General features: G+C 43.6%; 20 protein-coding genes. 10 read left to right on the top strand and 10 right to left on the bottom strand.

The genetic code is table 11. The annotated features are described in order from the left end of the window. Positions 1-56: 56 nt before the first annotated feature. The 5 genes from dapF to IE164_RS04950 all read right to left on the bottom strand — a co-directional run bounded on the left by dapF (position 57) and on the right by IE164_RS04950 (position 3,196). Complete coding sequence (dapF, locus tag IE164_RS04970; RefSeq protein WP_189629069.1) at positions 57-830, bottom strand: diaminopimelate epimerase; 774 nt, start codon at positions 828-830, stop codon at positions 57-59. A 142-nt stretch (positions 831-972) separates the two neighbouring features. Continuing rightward, a complete protein-coding gene (gene rplS, locus IE164_RS04965) occupies positions 973-1,326 on the bottom strand; it encodes a 50S ribosomal protein L19 (protein ID WP_189629068.1) in 354 nt (117 codons plus the stop codon). Between the two features lie 85 nt (positions 1,327-1,411). Continuing rightward, positions 1,412-2,089 carry a tRNA (guanosine(37)-N1)-methyltransferase TrmD gene (gene trmD, locus IE164_RS04960; protein ID WP_189629067.1) on the bottom strand — a complete coding sequence of 226 codons (678 nt, stop codon included), beginning with the start codon at positions 2,087-2,089 and terminating at the stop codon, positions 1,412-1,414. Further along, positions 2,079-2,621: a ribosome maturation factor RimM gene (rimM, locus tag IE164_RS04955; RefSeq protein ID WP_189629066.1), complete on the bottom strand. Its 543-nt coding sequence runs from the start codon at positions 2,619-2,621 to the stop codon at positions 2,079-2,081. Before rimM ends, trmD begins: the two co-directional genes overlap by 11 nt. Positions 2,622-2,629: 8 nt before the next feature. Further along, on the bottom strand, positions 2,630-3,196 hold the full coding sequence (locus tag IE164_RS04950) for a 30S ribosomal protein S16 (protein WP_189629065.1): 567 nt from the start codon (positions 3,194-3,196) through the stop codon (positions 2,630-2,632). A 244-nt stretch (positions 3,197-3,440) separates the two neighbouring features. On the opposite strand from IE164_RS04950, the gene IE164_RS04945 reads away from it, so the two are divergent. The 4 genes from IE164_RS04945 to lpdA all read left to right on the top strand — a co-directional run bounded on the left by IE164_RS04945 (position 3,441) and on the right by lpdA (position 9,576). Next, a complete protein-coding gene (locus IE164_RS04945; RefSeq protein WP_189629064.1) occupies positions 3,441-6,185 on the top strand; it encodes a 2-oxoglutarate dehydrogenase E1 component in 2,745 nt (914 codons plus the stop codon). 12 nt (positions 6,186-6,197) lie between these two features. After that, the gene (gene odhB / locus IE164_RS04940) at positions 6,198-7,748 is read left to right on the top strand and encodes a 2-oxoglutarate dehydrogenase complex dihydrolipoyllysine-residue succinyltransferase (protein WP_189629063.1); all 1,551 of its coding nucleotides are present in this window, start codon (positions 6,198-6,200) and stop codon (positions 7,746-7,748) included. 43 nt (positions 7,749-7,791) lie between these two features. Then, positions 7,792-8,025, top strand: a complete 234-nt coding sequence (locus IE164_RS04935; RefSeq protein ID WP_189629062.1) for a four helix bundle protein — start codon at positions 7,792-7,794, stop codon at positions 8,023-8,025. 150 nt (positions 8,026-8,175) lie between these two features. Then, positions 8,176-9,576: a dihydrolipoyl dehydrogenase gene (lpdA, locus tag IE164_RS04930; protein WP_189629061.1), complete on the top strand. Its 1,401-nt coding sequence runs from the start codon at positions 8,176-8,178 to the stop codon at positions 9,574-9,576. A gap of 17 nt (positions 9,577-9,593) precedes the next feature. On the opposite strand, the gene IE164_RS04925 is transcribed toward lpdA, so the two are convergent. From IE164_RS04925 to pdhA, 5 genes are all read right to left on the bottom strand, one after another. Beyond that, complete coding sequence (locus IE164_RS04925) at positions 9,594-10,037, bottom strand: hypothetical protein (protein WP_189629060.1); 444 nt, start codon at positions 10,035-10,037, stop codon at positions 9,594-9,596. Between the two features lie 225 nt (positions 10,038-10,262). After that, complete coding sequence (locus tag IE164_RS04920; RefSeq protein WP_189629059.1) at positions 10,263-11,582, bottom strand: aspartate kinase; 1,320 nt, start codon at positions 11,580-11,582, stop codon at positions 10,263-10,265. Between the two features lie 16 nt (positions 11,583-11,598). Beyond that, positions 11,599-12,075 carry a 6,7-dimethyl-8-ribityllumazine synthase gene (gene ribH, locus IE164_RS04915; protein ID WP_189629058.1) on the bottom strand — a complete coding sequence of 159 codons (477 nt, stop codon included), beginning with the start codon at positions 12,073-12,075 and terminating at the stop codon, positions 11,599-11,601. Between the two features lie 63 nt (positions 12,076-12,138). Further along, positions 12,139-12,825 carry a tetratricopeptide repeat protein gene (locus tag IE164_RS04910; protein ID WP_189629057.1) on the bottom strand — a complete coding sequence of 229 codons (687 nt, stop codon included), beginning with the start codon at positions 12,823-12,825 and terminating at the stop codon, positions 12,139-12,141. A 59-nt stretch (positions 12,826-12,884) separates the two neighbouring features. After that, entirely contained in the window at positions 12,885-13,916 is a 1,032-nt protein-coding gene (pdhA, locus tag IE164_RS04905; RefSeq protein ID WP_189629056.1) for a pyruvate dehydrogenase (acetyl-transferring) E1 component subunit alpha, read from the bottom strand. Positions 13,917-14,026: 110 nt separating this feature from the next. Here pdhA and recF point away from each other — a divergent pair, with 110 nt between their 5' ends. From recF to IE164_RS04875, 6 genes are all read left to right on the top strand, one after another. Then, complete coding sequence (recF, locus tag IE164_RS04900; protein WP_189629055.1) at positions 14,027-15,139, top strand: DNA replication/repair protein RecF; 1,113 nt, start codon at positions 14,027-14,029, stop codon at positions 15,137-15,139. 41 nt (positions 15,140-15,180) lie between these two features. Further along, positions 15,181-15,666: a DinB family protein gene (locus tag IE164_RS04895; RefSeq protein WP_189629054.1), complete on the top strand. Its 486-nt coding sequence runs from the start codon at positions 15,181-15,183 to the stop codon at positions 15,664-15,666. A 155-nt stretch (positions 15,667-15,821) separates the two neighbouring features. Further along, positions 15,822-16,163 carry a PadR family transcriptional regulator gene (locus IE164_RS04890; RefSeq protein WP_189629053.1) on the top strand — a complete coding sequence of 114 codons (342 nt, stop codon included), beginning with the start codon at positions 15,822-15,824 and terminating at the stop codon, positions 16,161-16,163. Continuing rightward, a complete protein-coding gene (locus IE164_RS04885) occupies positions 16,156-18,813 on the top strand; it encodes an FtsX-like permease family protein (protein ID WP_189629052.1) in 2,658 nt (885 codons plus the stop codon). Before IE164_RS04890 ends, IE164_RS04885 begins: the two co-directional genes overlap by 8 nt. Before the next feature lie 264 nt (positions 18,814-19,077). Beyond that, complete coding sequence (locus IE164_RS04880) at positions 19,078-19,416, top strand: PadR family transcriptional regulator (RefSeq protein ID WP_189629051.1); 339 nt, start codon at positions 19,078-19,080, stop codon at positions 19,414-19,416. Continuing rightward, entirely contained in the window at positions 19,410-22,055 is a 2,646-nt protein-coding gene (locus IE164_RS04875) for an ABC transporter permease (protein ID WP_189629050.1), read from the top strand. The genes IE164_RS04880 and IE164_RS04875 overlap by 7 nt, the downstream gene beginning before the upstream one ends. Positions 22,056-22,075 lie beyond the last annotated feature (20 nt).

Genomic DNA, 22,075 nt, shown 5'->3' with positions numbered 1-22,075 from the left:
ATTATCTGCTAAAGTTAGTTGCTTGCGCATAAATTATGAAGGTCTGATTTATTTCTTTAGACCTGAATTTGACCTCTGAAAACATGTTGTGCCGGACCACTTAAAAAGATATCGGTAAAACCACTGTCATGCCGGTTGAACGAAACATTGAGTTGCCCTCCCATGGCCAGCAAATTCACTGAGTTTACCGGTTGTTTAAGCGCCAGTGACAAGGCAGCCGCGGTACAGCCGGTCCCACAGCTCAAGGTTTCGTTTTCCACTCCCCGCTCATAGGTTCGTATTTTCAGTGTGTTGTTATTCACCTGTTGCAGGAAGTTAACGTTCACTCCTTTTTCTGAAAAGCGATCGGAATAACGAACTTTCCTACCTTCCACCACAGGGTCTATGCGGTCTGTATCTTCTACAAAACGTATGTAATGTGGCGAGCCGGTGTCTATCAGGTAATCGGTTCCGATTAATTCGTAGTCTGACACATCGTGCATCTTAAGGTGCACTATTTGATCTTCAATTTTGGCATAGTGCTCTCCATCTATGGCTAAAAAGGTGGTTTCATTATTGATAATACCCAGAAACCTGGCAAACATTACCGCACAACGACTCCCATTTCCACAGAGCGACTGACTTCCATCGGAGTTAAAATAGACCATCTCAAAGTCTGCTGATGTAGATGTTTCAATAAGAATCAATCCATCGGCTCCAATTCCAAAGCGCCTGTCGCACAGTTTAGCTACGGTTTTAAGGTTTTGCTTGTCGAAGGTCAGCTTCCGATTATCAATCATAACAAAATCGTTGCCTGTACCCTGGTATTTATAAAATTCAATCAATGCCATTATTGAAGATTTCGCACTATTCTGCAATTAACGAGCCTTTTTTGGAATAGTGACAAAATGACGCTCTCAATTGCAAAGACCTACTTAAAAGGGCATAAAAAAAGCCCCTAAAAGGGGCTTCTCTATATTCTTTAATGGTGATTTACAGCTTTTCTTTAATTCTTGCTGCTTTACCCTGACGTCCTCTTAAGTAGAACAATCTCGCTCTTCTTACTTTACCTCTTCTCAATACTTCGATTTTGTCGATGTTTGGAGAAAGGATAGGGAAGATTCGCTCAACACCTACACCTCCAGATACCTTTCTTACAGTGAAAGTCTCACCGTTGGTTCCGGGATTCTTTCTTTGTATAACAGTACCTTGGAACTGCTGGATTCTCTCCTTGTTTCCTTCTTTAATTTTAACGTGTACATTGATAGTATCACCAGCATCGAAAGAAGGGAATTCAGCTCTTCTCTCGTTGTTTTCTTCCTCTATAAGTTTGATAAGATCGCTCATGATTTCTTCGTCTAAAAGCTCTTCCCGCAAAACGGACTGCAAATATAGAGATTAGTTTTTGATAATCTGCCTTTTACGGGAAAATTTATTCATTCAATAAATCAGGCCTTCTTGCCTGGGTTCTTTCTAGGGCTTTTTGAGCCCTCCAATCTTCAATTTTTTGTTGATGGCCGCTAAGTAATACCTCGGGAACCTTCATACCCTTATACTCTGCCGGCCTGGTATATACAGGTGGAGCCAGTAGATTATCCTGAAACGAATCCGTTAAAGCGGAGGTCTCATCTGACAACACCCCCGGTATTAGGCGAATAATGGCATCAGACAATACTGCAGCAGCCAACTCACCACCAGACAACACGTAGTCTCCAATACTAACTTCTCGCGTAATAAAAGCCTCTCTAACCCGCTCGTCTACCCCCTTATAATGCCCACAAAGTATAATAAGGTTCTTTTTTAGTGAAAGCTGGTTGGCCATGCCTTGATTTAATCTGGCACCATCCGGGGTCATATAAATAATCTCATCGTAGGCCCTTTCGCTCTTCAGTTGAGAGATACAGCGGTCAATGGGCTCTATCATCATCACCATGCCTGCACCTCCACCATAGGCGTAGTCATCGAGCTGCTTTTGCTTATTGGTAGCCCATTGGCGTAAGTCATGAACCACCACTTCTACCAAGCCCTTTTCCTGAGCACGCTGTAAGATAGAGTGCGAAAAAGGACTGTCTAACAGTCTTGGCAAGCAGGTGATAATATCAATTCTCATCAGTTGGGTTGGTGTATACCTCTACCAGTCCTTCCGGTACGGTCAGGTGAATTTCCTTGTTCTCCCGATCTATACGAATTAGTAATTGCTTTTGATAGGGCAGTAGTATTTCTACTCCTTCCTCATTTTCTATCACAAAAATCAGCTGAGGCCCACTTTCCACAATGTTATTTATTGCGCCAAGGGGCTGCCCTTCCTGGTTAACTACTATAAAGCCTTCAATTTCGTGCAGGTAAAACTCATTGGCTCCTGCAGCAGGTAAAAAACTAAGAGGAAGATACAACTCCAGCCCTCTAAGCTCCTCTGCTTGCTCTAATGAAACGATGTCTTCAAACGCTACTATGGCTTTGGTAGGCCCCACCTGAAGGCTTTCAATAAAAAAAGGAACCAGCTGTTGTCCTTTGCGAACAAAAACTGATTCCAAATTTCGGTAGTCTGAAGGAGAATCCACATCTAAAAACAACTGCAGCTCTCCTTTTAAACCATGCGGTTTGATGATATAACCCAACTGAAAGCAATCATCAAGCGTCATGGCCGGACTTATTCCTTAGACTCGCCTTCTTCAGCAGCAGGCTCCTCGGCCGATGCTTCTACTTCTGCCTCAGCTTCTTCGGTAGCCTCTTCTTCTGCCTTGGCAGCAGCTTCTGCTTCTGCTTTCTTAGCCGCCAACGCTTCTGCTCTTGCAGCATTTACTTTGGCTTCAGCTTCCAGCTTAGCTTTTCTGGCTGCTTCTTTCTCCTGAGCAAGCTTGTCTGATTTGCCTTGGATTTTAGCGTCCTTCTCAGCCAACCAAGCTTCAAATTTCTTATCAGCTTCTTCCTGAGTAAGTGCTCCTTTAATAACACCTATTTGAAGGTGCTTTTTCAACATCAACCCTCTGTATGAAAGCATAGCCTTCACAGTATCGGTTGGTTGAGCTCCGTTCATCAACCACTGGAACGCCTTGTCGTTATCCAAGTTGATTGATGCCGGGTTAGTATTCGGATCATACGTTCCGATTTTCTCAATAAAGCGACCATCTCGTGGTGCTCTAGCATCGGCAATGACTACATCGTACATTGCTCTTTTCTTACGGCCTCTTCTGGCCAATCTGATTTTTACTGCCATTTTACATTTATGGTTTACGAGGATCACGTCCTCACTTCTTCATTGGGAACACGTCCCGAAAAAGGACTGCAAAGATAAGGGCTTTTTAAATAAAAACACACCGCTCTTGAAAATTATGAACAAAGCTCACTCAAAACGTAAGTTAACAACTCAATATCAATCGAATTCGTAAAACCGTTTATACGGTTTTTAATAGCTAAACGAATAGAGTACCTTTGTCGCATTCAGAGGTAATTTCCTGCACATGGATAAATTTTCATACATCAGTAATGCCGACCCCAAGGCAATAGAATCGTTGTATCAGCAGTATGCACAAGACCCTTCGAGTGTCGATGAGGGCTGGAAGAAGTTTTTCGAAGGTTTCGAGTTTGCTCAAGAGGCATTTCCTATGCTCCCGGGCAGCGAAAAAGCCGCTAAAAGCTCAACACCGTCTGGCATTGTGTCAGACAAGGAGGTAAATGTTCGCAACCTGATACACGCCTACAGAACCCGTGCTCACCTACGCTCAAAAACCAACCCGGTAAGGGAGCGAAAAGATAGGAAGCCTATTCTCGACCTTCAAGACTTTGGCCTATCCGATGCTGATCTGGATACAGAGTTCAATTGTGGTGAAGAAATTGGTATTGGCCGAGCCCCCCTTCGAAAGATTATCGAATCGTTAAAGTACATCTACGAAGGAACCGTTGGGTTTGAATACATGTATGTTCGCGACCCTGAAAAGCTGAAGTGGCTTCGTGAAAAAATTGAAAAAGACGCATTAAACTTTAAGCCATCGAAAGAACAGCGAAAGCGAATTCTGAAAAAGCTAAATGAAGCGGTGGTATTCGAAAATTTCCTTCACACGAAATATCTCGGCCAAAAAAGATTTTCGTTGGAAGGTGGTGAAACTACCATAGCCGCCTTAGACGCCATTATTAACAAAGGAGCCGAACTGGGTGTGCAGGAAGTGATGATTGGAATGGCTCACCGCGGGCGGCTAAACGTTTTGGCCAATATTATGGGCAAAACCTACGAACAAATCTTCAATGAGTTTGAAGGGAATGCCACACCAGACCTAACCATGGGCGATGGTGACGTAAAATATCACATGGGATTCTCCAGCCAGGTAAATACCCCAAGCGGAAACACCATAGAGATAAAACTAGCCCCCAACCCTTCGCACCTGGAAGCTGTAAACCCGGTTGTGGAAGGTTTTGTGCGCGCTAAAGGCGATGCTGAATACAGCCGCGATCGTTCCAAAGTATTGCCTGTATTAATTCATGGCGATGCGGCTGTTGCCGGCCAGGGCATTGTGTACGAAGTAGTGCAGATGAGCCAGTTAGATGGCTACAAAACCGGTGGTACCATTCACTTTGTAATTAACAACCAGGTTGGGTTTACAACCGACTTTGACGATGCCCGCTCAAGCATTTACTGTACAGATGTAGCTAAAATTATAGATGCCCCGGTTCTCCATGTAAATGGTGACGATCCTGAAGCAGTGGTTTTCTGCGTACAGTTTGCCACGGAATACCGACAAAAGTTTGGCGATGACATTTTTGTGGATATGGTTTGCTACCGCAGACATGGACACAATGAAAGTGACGAGCCCAAATTCACCCAGCCCTCGCTATACAATGTGATAAGCAAACACCCTAACCCGCGAGAGGTCTACAATAAGAAACTTATAGAAATGGGTGAGGTAGAAGCAGAACTAGCAAAAACCATGGATGCGGAGTTCAGGGAGCTGCTTCAAGACAGACTTAATATGGTAAAGCAAAAACCTTTACCCTATGTATACCAACCGCTGGAGGAAGAATGGAGAAACCTTAGGAGATCCAAACCGGAAGATTTCGATCTTTCACCAGAAACCGGGGCTTCAGAGGCTAAGATCAATAAGGTTGCCGAAGCACTCACCAAGTTGCCAAAAGGCTTTAAGCCCATTAAGCAAATTGAAAAACAGCTGAAGCAACGTAAAGACATGTTCTTCAAAGATAAACAGGTAAACTGGGCCGGAGGAGAACTATTGGCTTACGGTACTTTAATGCTCGATGGCAAGCCTGTAAGGCTTACGGGACAAGATGTTCAGCGTGGCACCTTCTCTCACAGACATGCCGTTTTGCACGATGCCAACACCAATGAAGCCTACAACAGCCTTAATCATCTGGAAGGATCCGAGCAGCAGTTTGAAATATATAATTCACTACTCTCAGAGTTTGGTGTTATGGGCTTTGAGTTTGGTTATGCCATGGCCAACCCAAATGCGTTAACCATTTGGGAAGCCCAATTTGGCGATTTTGCTAACGGGGCTCAGGTAATGATCGATCAGTTCATTTCGTGCTCAGAGTCTAAATGGCAACGCATGAACGGACTGGTGCTTCTGTTGCCGCATGGCTATGAAGGTCAGGGACCTGAACACTCTAATGCTCGCCCCGAGCGCTATTTGCAGCTTTGTGCAGAGTATAACATGATAGTGGCCAACATTACCACTCCTTCCAATTTCTTCCACGCTTTAAGACGACAACTTACCTGGGACTTTAGAAAACCATTGGTGGTTATGTCTCCCAAGTCTTTGTTGAGACATCCTAAAGCTATCTCCCCATTAGAAGAGTTTAGCACAGGAAGGTTCAAAGAAGTAATTGGCGACCCTGAAGTAAAAGCTGCATCTGCCCGAAAAGTTGTGCTTTGTAGCGGAAAAGTTTATTACGATCTGCTGGAAAGAAGGGAAAAAGATAAAACCAAAGATGTAGCGCTTATTCGAATAGAACAACTGCATCCATTCCCAAAAACTCAGGTAGAAGAACTGTTGAACCAGTACAACAAAGCCAAGGAGTTTATGTGGTTGCAAGAAGAGCCCGAGAACATGGGCTATTGGAACTACATTCAGCGCATTTACCCGGAAAGAAGCTTTAAGCTTATTTCTCGCAAGGCCAGTGCTTCACCAGCAACCGGCTTTGCCAAAGTACACGCACAAGAACAAGAACAAATTTTAGACAAAGCTTTCGCATAAAATATTAGCATCATGAGTTTGGAAATAAAAATTCCTGCCGTTGGCGAATCGATCACAGAAGTAACCATTGCACAATGGTTTAAAAAGGATGGAGACTTTGTAGAAATGGACGAAGTCATCTGCGAACTGGAATCAGACAAAGCTACTTTCGAACTGAATGCGGAAGCAGCGGGTAAACTAACCATCAAAGCCGAAGAAGGAGCTACCCTTGAAATCGGAGAGGTGGTTTGCCTGATTGACACAGAAGCCCAGGGAAATAGCAGCAGCTCTTCTAAAGAAGAGACCTCTGGTTCATCTTCTCAGGCTCAGGATTCTTCCGCAGGACCAAAGTCTACCGGAGAAATAAAGGAAATGACGGTACCAACTGTTGGAGAATCCATTTCAGAAGTAACCATCTCCAGTTGGCTTAAGAGTGATGGAGACTATGTGGAGCTTGATGAAGTAATTGCTGAAGTTGATTCAGACAAAGCCACTTTTGAGCTTCCGGCCGAAGCCAATGGTATTTTAAGAATAGTTGCAGAGGAAGGCTCTACACTGGAAATTGGCGCACTCATTTGCAAAATAGAAGTAACTGAAGGGGGAGCTCCGGCTAGTTCTTCCGGAAATAAAGACAGCCAGGAAAACAGTTCAGCAAATCAATCTGGAGCACCTTCTAAAGAAAGTTATGCCACCGGTCATGCTTCTCCGGCAGCTGCCAAGATTATTGCCGAAAGAGGCCTCGATGCCTCTCAAATTAAAGGCACAGGTAAAGACGGCCGTATTACCAAAGAAGACGCAGAAAACGCCAAAGCTCCTTCCAAAGAAGCTCCGAAGCAACCAAGCACAGCCGGTACTTCTACCAGCATTGCCCATAGCACTGAAGGAAGAGGGGAAAGAAGGGAAAAAATGTCTTCGCTAAGAAAGACGGTTTCCAGAAGGCTGGTTTCTGTGAAAAACGAAACCGCTATGCTCACCACCTTCAACGAGGTGAACATGAAGCCCATTATGGATTTGAGAAAGCAATACAAGGAGAAGTTCAAGGAGAAGTATGAGGTAAACCTTGGCTTTATGTCTTTCTTCACCAAAGCCGTTACGATGGCCCTGAAAGAATGGCCTGCCGTAAACGCTCAAATTAATGGCGATGAAATAGTTTACCACGACTACGTAGACGTTTCCATTGCCGTATCGGCTCCAAAAGGATTGATGGTTCCTGTTATAAGAAATGCAGAAACCTTAAGCTTTGACCAGATAGAAAAAGAAGTGGTAAGATTAGCTACCAAAGCCCGTGACAATAAGCTTACTATCGATGAAATGACCGGAGGAACCTTTACCATTACCAATGGAGGAATCTTTGGCTCTATGCTATCTACTCCAATCATTAATGCTCCTCAGTCGGCCATACTTGGTATGCACAACATTGTGGAGCGGCCCATGGCGGTTAATGGCGAGGTAAAAATCCTACCTATTATGTATGTAGCTCTTTCTTATGATCACAGAATCATTGATGGTCGTGAGTCAGTGAGCTTCCTTGTAAGAGTGAAAGAATTGTTGGAAGACCCAACCAGACTGTTGCTCGGTGTTTAGCCTGGATTATCTGATACCTGGCCCGGCCGGCAGATATAAATCCATGAACACATACACAAAAACATGGAGTGGCTGTTTAGAAAAAGTAACAACCCTAACGGTTGAAGTTTATACCCTGAACGGGCACATTCGTGATAATGAAAGGATTAGGCTAACGAGTCAAATCAAAAGAGCTGCCTTGTCAGCTTCATTAAAGATTGCAAAAGGTGCTGGCGGTAGTTCAGGTGAAGAACTCGACCAGCTTAATGGATTAGCCCAGAATTCTACTTTAGAGTAGAAACAGAACTAATCATAGCCGAAAGGCTCAGGTTTCTAACGGGAGACGCAACGTAAGTTCTCCAAAGAACTAATGAGCTTGTTCGAACGACAAAAAGTCTCAAAAACAAACCCATCTAAGTACAATGTACTTAGAACTAAATACGACAATATGAAATACGATGTAACAGTTATTGGTTCAGGCCCTGGTGGATATGTAGCAGCAATCCGATGCGCTCAGCTAGGCATGAAAACTGCCATCATAGAAAAATACGATACGCTTGGTGGAACCTGCCTGAATGTAGGCTGTATACCCTCCAAAGCTCTACTCGATTCTTCCGAGCATTACCACAACGCTGCCCATACCTTTAAGACACACGGTATTGAGTTAGACAATCTAAAGGTAAATCTCGATCAAATGATTGAGCGCAAAAGAGGGGTGGTAAAGGACAATGTGAATGGCATTTCTTTTTTAATGAAGAAAAACAAAGTAGACGTGCACCACGGCCTGGGTTCGTTCATAGACAAAACGCATATTAAAGTTACCGATAAGGAAGGCAAAGAAACCACTGTGGAAACTGATAAGGTAATTATTGCCACCGGTTCTAAACCCGCCTCTCTTCCCTTTATAGAAATTGACAAGAAAAGAATCATTACCTCTACCGAAGCCCTTGAACTCAAAGAAGTGCCAAAACACATGATTGTGATTGGTGGTGGAGTAATTGGTATGGAGCTGGGCTCGGTTTATGGCAGACTAGGAGCTGAAGTTTCTGTGGTTGAGTTTATGGATGAGATCATTCCTTCTATGGACAGCACTATGGGAAAAGAACTAAAGAAGTCGCTGAAGAAGCTAGGCTTCAACTTCTATTTGGGTCATAAAGTAACTGAGGTAAAGAGCACCGCCAAAACGGTAACGGTAAAGGCCGAGAACAAAAAGGGTGAAACTGTAGAAATTAAAGGCGACTATTGCCTGGTTTCTATAGGCCGAAAGCCTTACACTGAAGGTTTAGGACTAGAAAATGTGGGGATCAAAACAGACGACAGAGGCAGAATAGAAGTAGACGAGCACCTCAAAACTTCTGCCGATAACATTTATGCTATTGGCGATGTAATTAAAGGGGCTATGCTCGCTCACAAGGCTGAAGAAGAAGGTTCGTTTGTAGCAGAAGTAATGGCCGGGCAAAAGCCACACATTAACTACAACCTGATTCCAGGGGTGGTATATACCTGGCCTGAAGTAGCCGCTGTAGGCTACACCGAAGAGCAACTCAAAGAGAAAGGCATTGCGTACAAAACAGGATCATTCCCTTTCAAGGCATCGGGCAGAGCCAGAGCCTCTATGGATACTGATGGACTTGTGAAAGTGCTGGCCGACAAAAACACCGATGAGATTCTCGGTGTTCATATGATTGGCCCAAGAACAGCCGATATGATTGCAGAAGCCGTAGTGGCCATGGAATACAGAGCCAGTGCAGAAGACATTGGCCGCATGTCTCATGCGCATCCAACTTACACCGAAGCGTTTAAAGAGGCCTGTTTGGCAGCCACCGACAACAGAGCGCTGCATATTTAAGGCCACATAAAACCAACTTACTTCATAGAGGAGGCTGTAGTAACGGTCTCCTCTTTTGTTTTGCGCAATACAAGAGGGTATTGAGAGCCTATTCCCAGGTCTAATCCTTCAGTATTCATGAGCACCAAAGTAGTGCGTTGGTAAGAAGTGAACTGCGCCATAACCTTACGGCTCACATTACCATCAGTCAAATGAATAGCCAGGCCCAATGCTCCAACCGGTTGAATATTCTGAACCATTTTAGTTCCCGATGGCGTCTGCAAGGCCATGCCTTCTTCTACCTGTTTAAACCCAACCATAAACTGGTCGTTAGGAGCCTTCTCAGGAGCCCACCGACCCAAAAGTGCCTGGCTGTGCTGTGCCAGTGCCTCTTCTTGCTTTTTATCGGCAAAGAGATATGTCTCGTTAGCGCATGAAAATGCGGCAACAAGTAAGGTTAAAAGAGCGATAATTTTTTTCATAGTTCTGGTCTTTCCAAAACTTATTACAAAGGCCCTTCCACATTTTGCCCAATGAGTTCTTCTGCACAATCTTGGTAATCACCTTAAGCTCAAGAAAACCCAGTCGACTGATTATTAGATAGTTAACGCCAGATATTTCAAAACAAAAAAAAGAGTATGCCTATCAGACATACTCTTTTTTCAGCTTCCTAAAAACCCAATATGGACTAAATTCCCAATATGAGATTACAGGTTAAATAAATGTTGATTCAAGACTTTAAGTGCATGTTCTTTATTAGTACTATCAGTCAGTAATGAAATATTGTGTCTGCTGCCCCCATAAGAAATCATTCGGATAGGGGTATCCTTTAGGGCATCGAATATATTGCTCACTATACCCTTCTGTTCGGCCACAAAATTACCCACAATGCAAATTATAGTTTGGCCTTTGTCAACTTCCACCTGTCCAAACTGACTTAGCTCTGCCACAATCTTGTCTAAAAACTCATCGTGATCTATAGTTACCGAAACGGCCACCTCAGAGGTGGTGATCATATCTATAGGTGTTTTGTATTTCTCGAATATCTCGAAAATTCTACGCAGAAAACCATAGGCCAGAAGCATTCGGGTAGACTTCACTTTTATAGCAGTAATACCATCCTTAGCCGCCACAGCTTTGACATCGGCCGAAATGGTGGAGGTGCTGATCACTGTTCCTTTGGCCTCGGGCTGCATGGTGTTGAGCAGCTTGACCGGGATTCCATATTTTTGAGCAGGCCAGATCGATGCCGGATGCAATATTTTGGCTCCAAAGTAAGCCAGCTCAGCCGCTTCATCGAACGACAGCTCCGCTATGGGATAGGTCTTATCTACCACGCGAGGGTCGTTATTATGCATGCCATCAATATCCGTCCAAATCTGCACCTCATCGGCACGAATAGCCGCCCCTACTAACGAGGCTGTATAGTCACTTCCTCCACGCTGAAGGTTATCTATTTCTCCCTTGTGGTTTTTGCATATATAGCCCTGAGTAATGAACAGGCCACAGTTGGCAAACTGGTCGATCTTTGCCTGCAGGTGCTTGGAGATATACTCCAAATCAGGCTCATGGTCCTCATTGGTTCGCATAAACTCCAAGGCCGGTAAAAGCTGCACCTCAATATTTCGCTCTTGTAACAATAGGGTGAAAAGCTTGGTAGACATTAGCTCACCCTGGGCAAGAATATCTCTGCTCAGGGCTTCATTGAACGATATTTTGAGCGTTATTTTTAGAAATTCAAAGTGTTCGTGAATTACCTCCTCTGCCTCTGCCCGTTTCTCTGCGGTACCAAGAAGTTGCTGAATAAACTGGTTGTAGTGTAGCCTTAGTGAATTGATCTTCTCCAAAGCCTCCTCTCGTCTATCGGCCGCCAAAGACTCGCCTATACTCACCAGACTATTGGTAGTGCCTGAAAGTGCCGATAGCACCACTACCTTACGCTCTGAGTCTCTCGTTATAAGATCGGCCACTGCATGCATGCGCTCCGGCCTGCCCACAGAAGTTCCTCCAAATTTGTATACCTGCATGGTTTTTCGAAAACAATTAGAAGCCCAACATTTTAATTGCGGTTATGGCCGCTTCATCGCCCTTATTGCCATATTTACCTCCTGATCTGTCGAGCGCTTGTTTCTTAGTGTTGGGGGTGAGTACACCAAAAATTATCGGCTTATTATACTTGAGCGACACATTGGTAATGCCATGGGCCACTGCATCGCATATAAAATCGAAATGTTTCGTTTCTCCCTGAATGACACAGCCAATACAGATTACTGCATCAATTGAGTTATCTTGAGCCATCCATTGTGCGCCCAGTGTCAGCTCAAAGCTTCCGGGAACATTTTTTCTGATAATGTTCTGTTTAGAGGCTCCGTGCTGTATCAACGTACTGTAAGCTCCATGGTAGAGCGCTTCTGTAATTTCTTCGTTCCACTCAGACACCACAATGGCAAACTTACGTTCGCCAATGGGCTTTATGTTTGTGCTGCTGTATTCGCTAAGGTTTTTTTCGTTAGATGCCATTTTCTTATGAATAAAAAAAGGTAAGACATGTGCCTTACCTTTCTCGTTAATTTTTTGTTTTTATTAACGCCCGGCAAGGACTTCCAAACGTGATTTCTGCTTTCGTGCTTCCATTACTTCGGGAGCATTTTTATACTCCTTTACAATCTTATCTAAGGCGGCTATAGCGGCCTTAAGATCAGAGGCCTTTTCATGGGCCAGTGAAGCCTTTAATAAGTATGCCGGAGAAAAATACGAATCGTCTACTGTGTTAGCGGCTTTCTCATAGCTATCGGCAGCTTTTGTAAAATTGCCTAACTCCATGTAGGCATCGCCAATAAGGCTGTATGCCCTGCCCTGAACCAAAATTTCAGAAGTAGAGAATCCTTTTAAGTATTCCAGAGCTTTTTCAAAGTCTCTTTGCTTCAGGTAGCTGGCACCGGCATAGAAGTGAGCCAAGTTAGCTACCTCTGTTCCGCTGTAAATATCCATAATGTCCAAAAAGCCCAGGTTTCTACCATCGCCAAGAAGTGCTAGCTCCAGGCTATCGCTCTCGTAGTAATACTGTGCCTGAAAAATTTCGTTTTGAGCATCGATATTGCGCTGCTGTGTGCGGTAATTCCAAAGGAAGATACCACTAGCCAATACAATAACTGCCAAACCAACGATTGCCCCCACAAAACCCACCGGGCCTACTTCTTTCTTGAACTTTTCAATAGTGCCTTCGGGCTTGTTAGTGCTTTTTCCTTCTGATGAAGTTTTCTCCGCCATCTCTCTCAAAAATTAGGTCGCAAATATAAAGAAATTGTTGTAAAACAAAGGGTTAAAACCTATTCAGTGATGAACGGGTAATCTTCCTGAACGTAAACATCTTTGTAAGCTTCTGAAGGATCTGGATAAGGAGACTCCTCTCCAAACTTCACACACTCTTCTACCTGAGCCTTTATTTTAGTGTCTATTTCTTTGAGCTCCTTTTCGGTGGCCCACTTGTTTTCAAGAATCTTAGACTTCACATATTCTATGGGGTCACGATCCTTATATTCGTTCAGCTCCTCTTTGGTTCTGTACTTAGCCGGATCCGACATTGAATGCCCTTTGTATCGGTAGGTTCTAAACTCCAACAAAGTTGGTCCATCACCTCTTCTGGCTCTATCGGCAGCCTCTTCCACGGCCACGTGAACATTTTCCGGATTCATGGCATCTACCGGAGCAGATGGCATGTCGTAGGCCTCACCCAGGGTGTAGAGTTCTGTTACGTTCGATGTGCGTTGCACAGAAGTACCCATAGCATATCCGTTGTTTTCAATAACAAAAATCACGGGCAACTTCCAGGTCATGGCCATATTGAGTGCTTCATGAAAAGCTCCCTGACGCACGGCACCATCACCCATCATACAGATACACAGGTTATCGGTTTTGTTATACTTCTCGGCAAAAGCAATACCAGCTCCAAGCGGCACCTGGCCACCTACTATTCCGTGTCCACCAAAGAATCCTTTCTCTCTGTCGAACATGTGCATAGATCCGCCCTTACCTTTGGAAATTCCGGTGGCTTTGGCCATAAGTTCGGCCATAACCTTCTTTGGGTCAGAACCCAGAGCCAAAGGCTGGCCATGGTCTCTGTACGCGGTAATCCACTTATCGCCTTCCTTTAGAGCAGTAACTGCTCCGCTCGAACAAGCTTCCTGCCCAATATATAAATGACAAAAACCTCTAATTTTCTGCTGGCCGTAAAGCATTCCCGCTTTCTCCTCGAACCTTCTCTGCAAAAGCATGTTTTCGTACCAAAACATGTAAGTCTCTTTCGAAAACTTAGACTCTTTTTTTGCTTTAGCTTTAGTGCTACCTTTTGCTGCTGCCATGTATTGTTTTTTAAAAGGTTGAAACCTTTAATTCTCAATCGTTTAAATAGGAGTGCGAAAATAAGACAAAAACGTTCAACTTTGAAATTAAATCGGCTTTCGGTTAGAAAATGCATCTTCAATCCATTCGACTCATTCAGTATAAAAACTATAAAGAAGCTCATGTGGCCTTTTCCAGCCAGATAAACTGTTTTCTGGGAGAAAACGGTAGTGGCAAAACCAATTTGCTGGATGCCATTTTCTATCTGTCTTTTACCAAAAGTGCCGACCAAGCCCAAGACCTGCAGTGTATTTTACACGAGGCAGACTTCTTTTCTATAAAGGGCACTTTTTCTCAAAACCAAAAAGAACGGACAGTGCTTTGTGCCTATCAGGCAGGCAAAAAAAAGAGCATCAAGCTGGATAACAAACCCTACAAACGGGCTAGTGAACACATTGGCAAGTTCCCTACAGTGCTTATCGCTCCAAACGATACCGATGTAATCAGAGGTACTAGCGAAGACAGACGTAAATTTTTCGATGCCATTATTTCGCAGGTCAATCAAAGCTATCTAAACAACCTTATCGCCTACAACCACGCGCTGAAACAAAGAAATAGTTTGCTGAAACAGTTTGCCGAGCAAGACCGCTTCGATGCCGACTTACTGGAGCCTTTTACCAGGCAGTTGCTCGATTTAGGTCAAAAGGTGTATGAGGTACGTAAGGAGTTTATAGCTGTATTTAAGCCATTATTGGTAAAGCACTATGCCATGTTGAGCGGACAACGGGAGACCATAGAAATAGACTATGAGTCTGATTTTTCGGAGGGAATTGAAGAGAAGTTCCGTCATTCGCAGAAAAAGGACCTTATTCTTAAAAGAACAAACAGGGGCACACACAAAGATGAATTTGTTTTTCTAATGGACGGAAAGCCAGTAAAGAAATTTGGGTCTCAGGGACAGCAGAAATCTTATCTGATAGCGCTTAAACTAGCCAACTTCGATTTCCTTAAGAATGAACTGGGCGTAAAGCCCATTCTCTTGCTCGATGATATATTCGATAAGCTAGACGACCTACGCATTGAAAAGCTAATTCAAATGGTAGCCTCAGATGCTTTCGGGCAAATTTTCGTTACCGATGCACGGCCAGAACGCTCTATCTCCATTTTTGAGAAGATTAAGCAAGAACATAAGCTTTTTACCGTAAGCCAGGGTAAGGTTGAGGTAAGGAAACAAATTCAGTAAGTTCTTACGTATAAGTAACCTGTATCAAAAACCCAAACTTTATGAAAATTGCCAAAACCCTTACCTATACCTTTTTCGCTCTGTTGATTACAACCGGCTCTGCAATGGCGGATCACGGAGGCTACGACTGGCTTAAGCAGCGATTGGAAGCCAGTAAGGCATATACCCTCGCTGTTTTGGAGGCTATGCCGGAAGATAGCTACAACTTTAAACCCAACGATGAACAACGAACTTTTGCGGCTCAAGCTTATCATATTGCCTACAGCATAGACTATTTTCACAGAGCTTTTGCCAATGGGGGGCAAGCGCAATGGGCTCCAGGCGATGAAAACAGCAAATCTAAAAAAGAACTCATTGAGTGGGCCAAAACCAAGTTTGATGAAATGAATGCCTTCATTTTAGCCCAGGAAAATAATGACCAGCTCACAGCCGGACTCATCTCTTATCTCGATCATAATGCCCATCACAGAGGACAGATTGTAACCTATTTGAGAATGAAAGGCATCAATCCACCGCAGTATCGTTGACCAAGCTGCCTTGCGGATGCCTCCTCTAAATTGAGGGAGAATTGATAAAGTCGAGCCACCTGACAAAGGTGGTTTTTTTGTGTCTTTTAAGAAACAAATTTCATAATTGTAGAAATTGATGCTAAGTTTGTTCTACAAATACGAAAATTGAAAAGATGAAAGGAACGCAGCTAGGTGAATTTGAAGAGTTAGTTCTTTTAATTGTCGGGGTGCTTTATCCCGAAGCCTACGGCTTGAGTATTCGGGAAGAAATCATTAACCAGACCAAGCGAAAAGTTGCTATTGGTGCCGTGCATTCTGCCCTAAGCCGGTTGGAGGATAAAGGCTTTTTAAAGTCTGAATTAGCCGAAGCCACCCATGAGAGAGGAGGCCGTAGAAAGCGCATTTTTACCATTACCGCAGAAGGTAAAAAGGCTCTTCAGAAAAACCATGAGCTCAGAAACTCGCTGTTCAATCAGATACCAAATATGGCCTTAAAACTAGCCAAGCTTGTCTAACAACAAACCACTTTATAGCCCTCCAACCCTTGGAAGCCAGTTGCTTCGTTGGTTTTGCAAAGATCGTCTTCTGGAAGAAATAGAAGGAGACCTCCTTGAGTACTATCAAATAGAGCGCGAAGCAAAACCAAAGTGGAAAGCTAACCTGCTCTACTGGTTTCATCTCTTTCATTTTTTACGCCCCTTTGCTCTAAAGAAAATTGGTCAAAACTCAAACATAATTATCATGTACAGAAGCTATTTCAAATTTGCCTGGCGCGGAATGATGCGCCATAAAATGCAGACAAGTTTCCACTTGCTGGGCCTAGTATTGGCCTTTACCGTTTGCGGACTCATTTACCTGCATTTAAAATTCGAGACCTCGTATGACTCTCACCATAAAGATGCAGACGACATCTATCGTATTGCCTGGATGAATGAAAATCCACAAACCCGTACGCCTCACCCCATGGCTCAGGCACTGGTTAGTGAGTTTCCAGAAGTTGTAAAAGCAGTGACTTTTTCCCCAATCTATGGTCCGGGTTTAACCAAAGACGTCATTCTCATTACACATGATGCCTCTAACGTGACTCATGAAATCACAGACGGATATTTTGCAGACACCACCTTTTTCGATGTGTTTACTTATGAGCCGATATATGGAAACCCAAAACAAGCGCTTCAGAATGAATGGGCAGTTGTTCTCTCTGAATCTACAGCTAAGCGGTTTTTTGGTGATGAAGACCCCGTTGGTCAAAGACTATCTTTCAACGGAATGGTAGATCTTTTGGAAGTAGCTGCTGTGGTTAAAGATGCGCCTAAAGCATCTCATTTTCGCTTTAACTTTATGCTTTCCTACGTTACTTTAAAGTCACTTCCTTTTAACGACCCTTGGCTTTCATGGGACGATTTCGGGCATTTCAACTATGTGAAACTTAGCCCGGGAACAAACCCAGAAGTGGTAGAGTCTAAAATCCCCAATTGGATTCCGAAGTACCTCAATTGGTCAGAGGACAATATTGAAAGTTTAAAGGCCGGAGAAATTGGTTTCAAGCTTCAACCCATTCAAGACATTCATTTGCACTCCAATATTCGATGGGAACTTGAACCAAATGGTAGTTATAGTTACCTGATTATTTACGGAGTTAGCGCTCTTTTCATACTGCTCATTTCTATCATCAACTTTGTGAATCTGAACACAGCAAGGGCTGCTCAACGCCTAAAAGAAGTTGGGGTGAAAAAGACCCTTGGCGCATTCAGGTCTCAAATCTTTACCCAGTTCAGTATAGAGGCTTTGGTAACTACTTTTCTGGCGCTGATACTTTCGGTTTTTGTAATGAATTGGTTGGAAACGCCATTTAATAATTTGGTGAATGGAAGCATTGCTATCGAAAACTTATGGCAGACCGAAACGGTAACCTTTATGGTGCTTACAGCAATTTTTACGGCAATTGTTTCGGCTCTTTATCCCTCAGTTTATCTCAATTCTTTCGAAGCAGGAAGTATTCTTCGTGGACTGAAGCTGAGCAAGCTTGGTGGTTCAAACCTCAGAAATGGTTTGCTTGGAGTTCAGCTTGTGGCTACAGTGATTCTTATTAGTGGTAGTCTGACCATTCGTAATCAGATTCAGTTTCTTAAAGATAAAGACCTCGGTTTCGATCAGGATAATTTAATGGTGCTTACCATTGTGGGGCAAACCTACAGTCAGAAAATAAGAACATTAAAATCGGAGTTAGAGTCTATTTCGGGAATAGGCGAGACATCCATGGTGTCAAACGTTCCGGGAGGGCAGTTCAACCAGCATCCATTGTACATGGAGGAGAATCCGCAATTGAGAGTTGATGCCTCTGAAATGTTCGTAGATAAAGATGTTGCCAGCACACTGAATCTGGAAATAGTAGAGGGCCGAATGCTCGATGATGTGTTTGCAGCAGATTCTGCAGGTACTGCATTTGTACTCAACGAAACAGCCGTTCGGGAATTGAACGTGCAGGATCCGGTTGGCAAACAGCTTTTTTGGGTGAATAATGAAGAGCTGGTAAAAGGCACTGTTGTAGGTGTGGTTAAAGATTTCCATTATAACTCTCTTCATGTTCCGATTAGGCCGATCATTATGATGATGAACCAGAATGCCTACAACCATTTAATCGCCAAATTCGACCCAAATAGCTTGCCTCAGATCATAGAGCAGGTTGAAGAAAAATTCACTGAGATTGTTCCCGAGGTCGACTTCAGTTATAGGTTTTTAGATAGCCAAATTGAAGAGCTTTACCAGGAAGAAGCTCGCACTTTTAGGCTGACAGTAATACTTTCTGCCATTTCCATATTCTTGGCCTGCGGAGGATTGCTAGGTGTAATATCCATTGTAATCCGCCAAAGGGTAAAAGAAATTAGCATTAGAAAGGTACTTGGTGCATCGGCCAAAAACATTCTATGGCTCATAAACCTAAAACACCTTCTTATAGCTGCCATAGCTCTCTTAATAGCCATACCTGCCTCTGTGATTTTCATGCGCAATTGGCTCAGTAACTTTACCTACCAGGCAGGCATAAGCCCTTTGGTGTATGGCGTCACTTCTGTGGGAATATTAATGCTCATTGGTTTGACCATAAGCCTCATTTCCATTAAAACCATTAAGGCTAACCCAGCCAACAACCTAAGGAGCGAATAACTCTCAATAGAGGCTGCCTCAAAACTCGTCATCTCAACTTGTCTACCAACTGGTAAGTTCAGGGTGACGCTCACCTAGCTTTTGAGACAGCCTCTTGCTTTTTATTGAAAGGCAAAAAAGTCAATTCCTATGCCAACCGGCAGGCAATCTTGATCAAACCTTTAACAGCAACAGGCCCTAAATCGAGGTAATAAAAACTACATTTAGGAAATTTTAATTTTTTACTTTCATCAAAAAAACTACATTTAGGAATTAATTTCAATTATGAAGAAATATCAACTGGGTGAATTTGAGGAATACGTACTTCTAACAGTGGGCGTATTGCATGGCGATGCCTACGGGGTTTCAATTAAAGAGGAAATAGAAAAACGCCTGAAAAGAAAGGTTTCTATAGGAGCCCTTCAGTCTGCACTCAGACGAATGGAAGAGAAGGGGTTCATAGTTTCGGAGCTGGGAGAAACAACCAAAGCCAGAGGAGGAAAGCGTAAGCGCTACTTCAAAATCACAGCTTTTGGCAAAAAGGCACTGGACTACAACATGCAAACCCGAATGGAGCTTTACAAAGAGATTCAGAACGTGGCGCTTCAATACAAACTATGCTAAAAAGCCTCGGTGAGAAAATATTCAGGCTGTACTGTCACCCCGATTTTGCAGAAGACATTCTGGGAGATCTGGAAGAGTATTATGAGCACAACTTAAACGTAAAAGGACAGGCCTATGCCAACCGAAAGTTTTTTATAGATGTGCTGCTTCTTTTCAGAGTGTCACTACTCAGAAGCAATTGGTTAACTCAAAATATAATCTATACAACAATGGTCAAAAACAACATCAAAGTGGCTTATCGGAGCATGATGCGCCACAAATTCTATTCAATGCTCAATCTGCTGGGTTTAGCGGTGAGCATGGCCGCATGCATTTTTATAGCCATGTATGTAAAGCATGAGCTAAGCTACGACAAGCATTTTCCTAACTCAGAACGCATATTTAGAGTAGCCAACTACCTGAAGTTTGCCGATAATGAATTTAACCTGCCAACAGCTCCCGATCCTTTCGCCAAGACGGTTCAGGAAGAGTTTCCTGAAGTAGTAAGGGCAGGTAGAACACGGGGCAACACCAGCATGTTGATTCGGGTGGGAGATCAGTATTTTCAACAGCCACGCATTACCTGGGCCGACCAGGAGTTCATGGACATATTTAGGTTTAGCCTTATTAGTGGAGACAAAGCACATTTGCTGGACGAGCCCAACACCGTGGTGTTGGAAGAATCTACCGCCCGCAAGTTTTTTGGCAATGAAGATCCCATTGGCCAAACCATTCGGGTAGACAATACCACCGACATGAAGGTAACGGGAGTAATTGCCGATATACCGGAAAACACCCATTTCGACTATGATATGTTCATTTCTATGCTCAACCGGGAAGACGCCCGCCAGAACTTCTGGCTAAGCAATAATTTTGTAACCTATGTGGAGCTGCAAAACCCCGATCAGCAAGCTGCCTTCGATGGCAAAATGCTGGATTTCCTCATTAAACACATGGGGCAGCAGGTACAGCAATTTATGGGGGCCGACATGCAGGAAGGTCTGGATGCCGGAGCCATGGACATTCGCTATTACCTACAGCCGCTCAAAGACATACACCTGTACTCCTCACTCGATTTTGAGTTGGGCGAAACAGGCACCATTCAAAATGTGTATTTCTTCAGCATAATAGGTGCATTTATTCTACTAATTGCCTGCATCAATTTCATGAACATGGCCACTGCGCGGGCGGCCATAAGAGCCAAAGAAGTAGGGGTTAGAAAAGTGCTTGGCTCTATGAGGCACCAACTCATTGGTCAGTTTATCACTGAAGCAATACTAAATGTATCGCTGGCCATGGTATTTGGCATTCTGCTGGTTTATGCTTTCCTACCCGCGTTCAATGAGCTCACCGAGAAGTCTATGGAAAACCCCATTTTTGGCACCGGTGGTCTGTGGCCCTACCTTTTATTAGCCACCTTTGTAGTAGGCCTGCTGGCTGGTTCTTACCCGGCCTTCATACTTTCTTCTTTTAGCCCGGTAAAGGTACTTAAGGGTCAAATCACCAAAGGAAAAGCCTCAAAATGGCTAAGAAACACTTTGGTAATTGTTCAGTTTGCTATTTCCATTTTCCTCATTGTCGGTTCATTGATGGTATACCAACAGTTGAGCTTTCTGCAAAACAAGCAACTGGGCTTTAATAAAGATCAAATTCTCATTGTACACGAAACTCAACTTCTGGGAGAACAACTCAACGCTTTCAAAACAGAGTTGGAACGCAACCCAATGGTTGAAGGGGCTAGCGTGAGCGGTTACATTCCTGCAACGGATGCACTCAATGACTTTCCTTTTTTGCGCGAAGAAGCTTCTTCGCCAGACGAAGCTGTTTCTACCCAAAATTGGTATGTAGACGAAGACTATGCACGGGTTTTTGATATAGAGTTGGTAGCCGGTAGGTTTTTCGACAAAGACCTTGCTTCAGACTCTTCGGCCGTTATTGTCAACGAAACAGCCCTTAAACGCTTTGGATACACCGAAAATCCAATCGGCAAGCGGATTAAAACACTGGAAGGTGTGGTCAACAATCGATCCGAGACTTTTACCATTATTGGTGTAATGAAGGATTTTCACTTTAGAAACATGACCACCAACATTACCCCTCATGCCTTGTTTTTGGGCAAAAGCAACAGCGCATTGAGTATTCGCTTTGCACCCGAAGCTGCCGCTGAGGTAGTCGATTACGCTCAAAACACCTGGGACAACTTTGCCGGTGGGCAGCCCTTCGAATATTCCTTTCTGGATCAGATTTTTAAAAATCAGTTTAGAAGCCAGCAACGAGTGAAAACAATCTTTATGGTTTTTGCCATTTTAGCCATAACCATTGCTTGTTTGGGTCTTTTTGGTTTGGCAGCTTTTGTAACCGAGCAACGTCAAAAAGAGATTGGTATACGCAAAGTACTAGGTGCCTCTACCTTTACCCTACTCACCCTGCTGTTCAATAATTTTACCTGGCTTATTTTACTGTCGGCTGCTCTGGCCATTCCACTGGCCTGGTGGTATATGGAAGATTGGCTGAGTGCGTATCCGTTTAGAATAGCCATAGATCCGCTTATTTTTCTGGCAGGAACAGCAGGAGTGCTGATTATTTCATGGCTAACTGTTGGCTACCAGTCGTTAAAAGCGGCTCGTAGAAACCCGGTAGACAATTTGCGATATGAGTAGATAAGAACAATCCAGAAATT

This window comes from Roseivirga thermotolerans (assembly GCF_014653175.1).
Classification (GTDB): Bacteria; Bacteroidota; Bacteroidia; order Cytophagales; family Cyclobacteriaceae; genus Roseivirga; species Roseivirga thermotolerans.
Note: the sequence above shows the minus strand (reverse complement) of the source record. Positions and strands in the feature narration are given on the sequence as shown.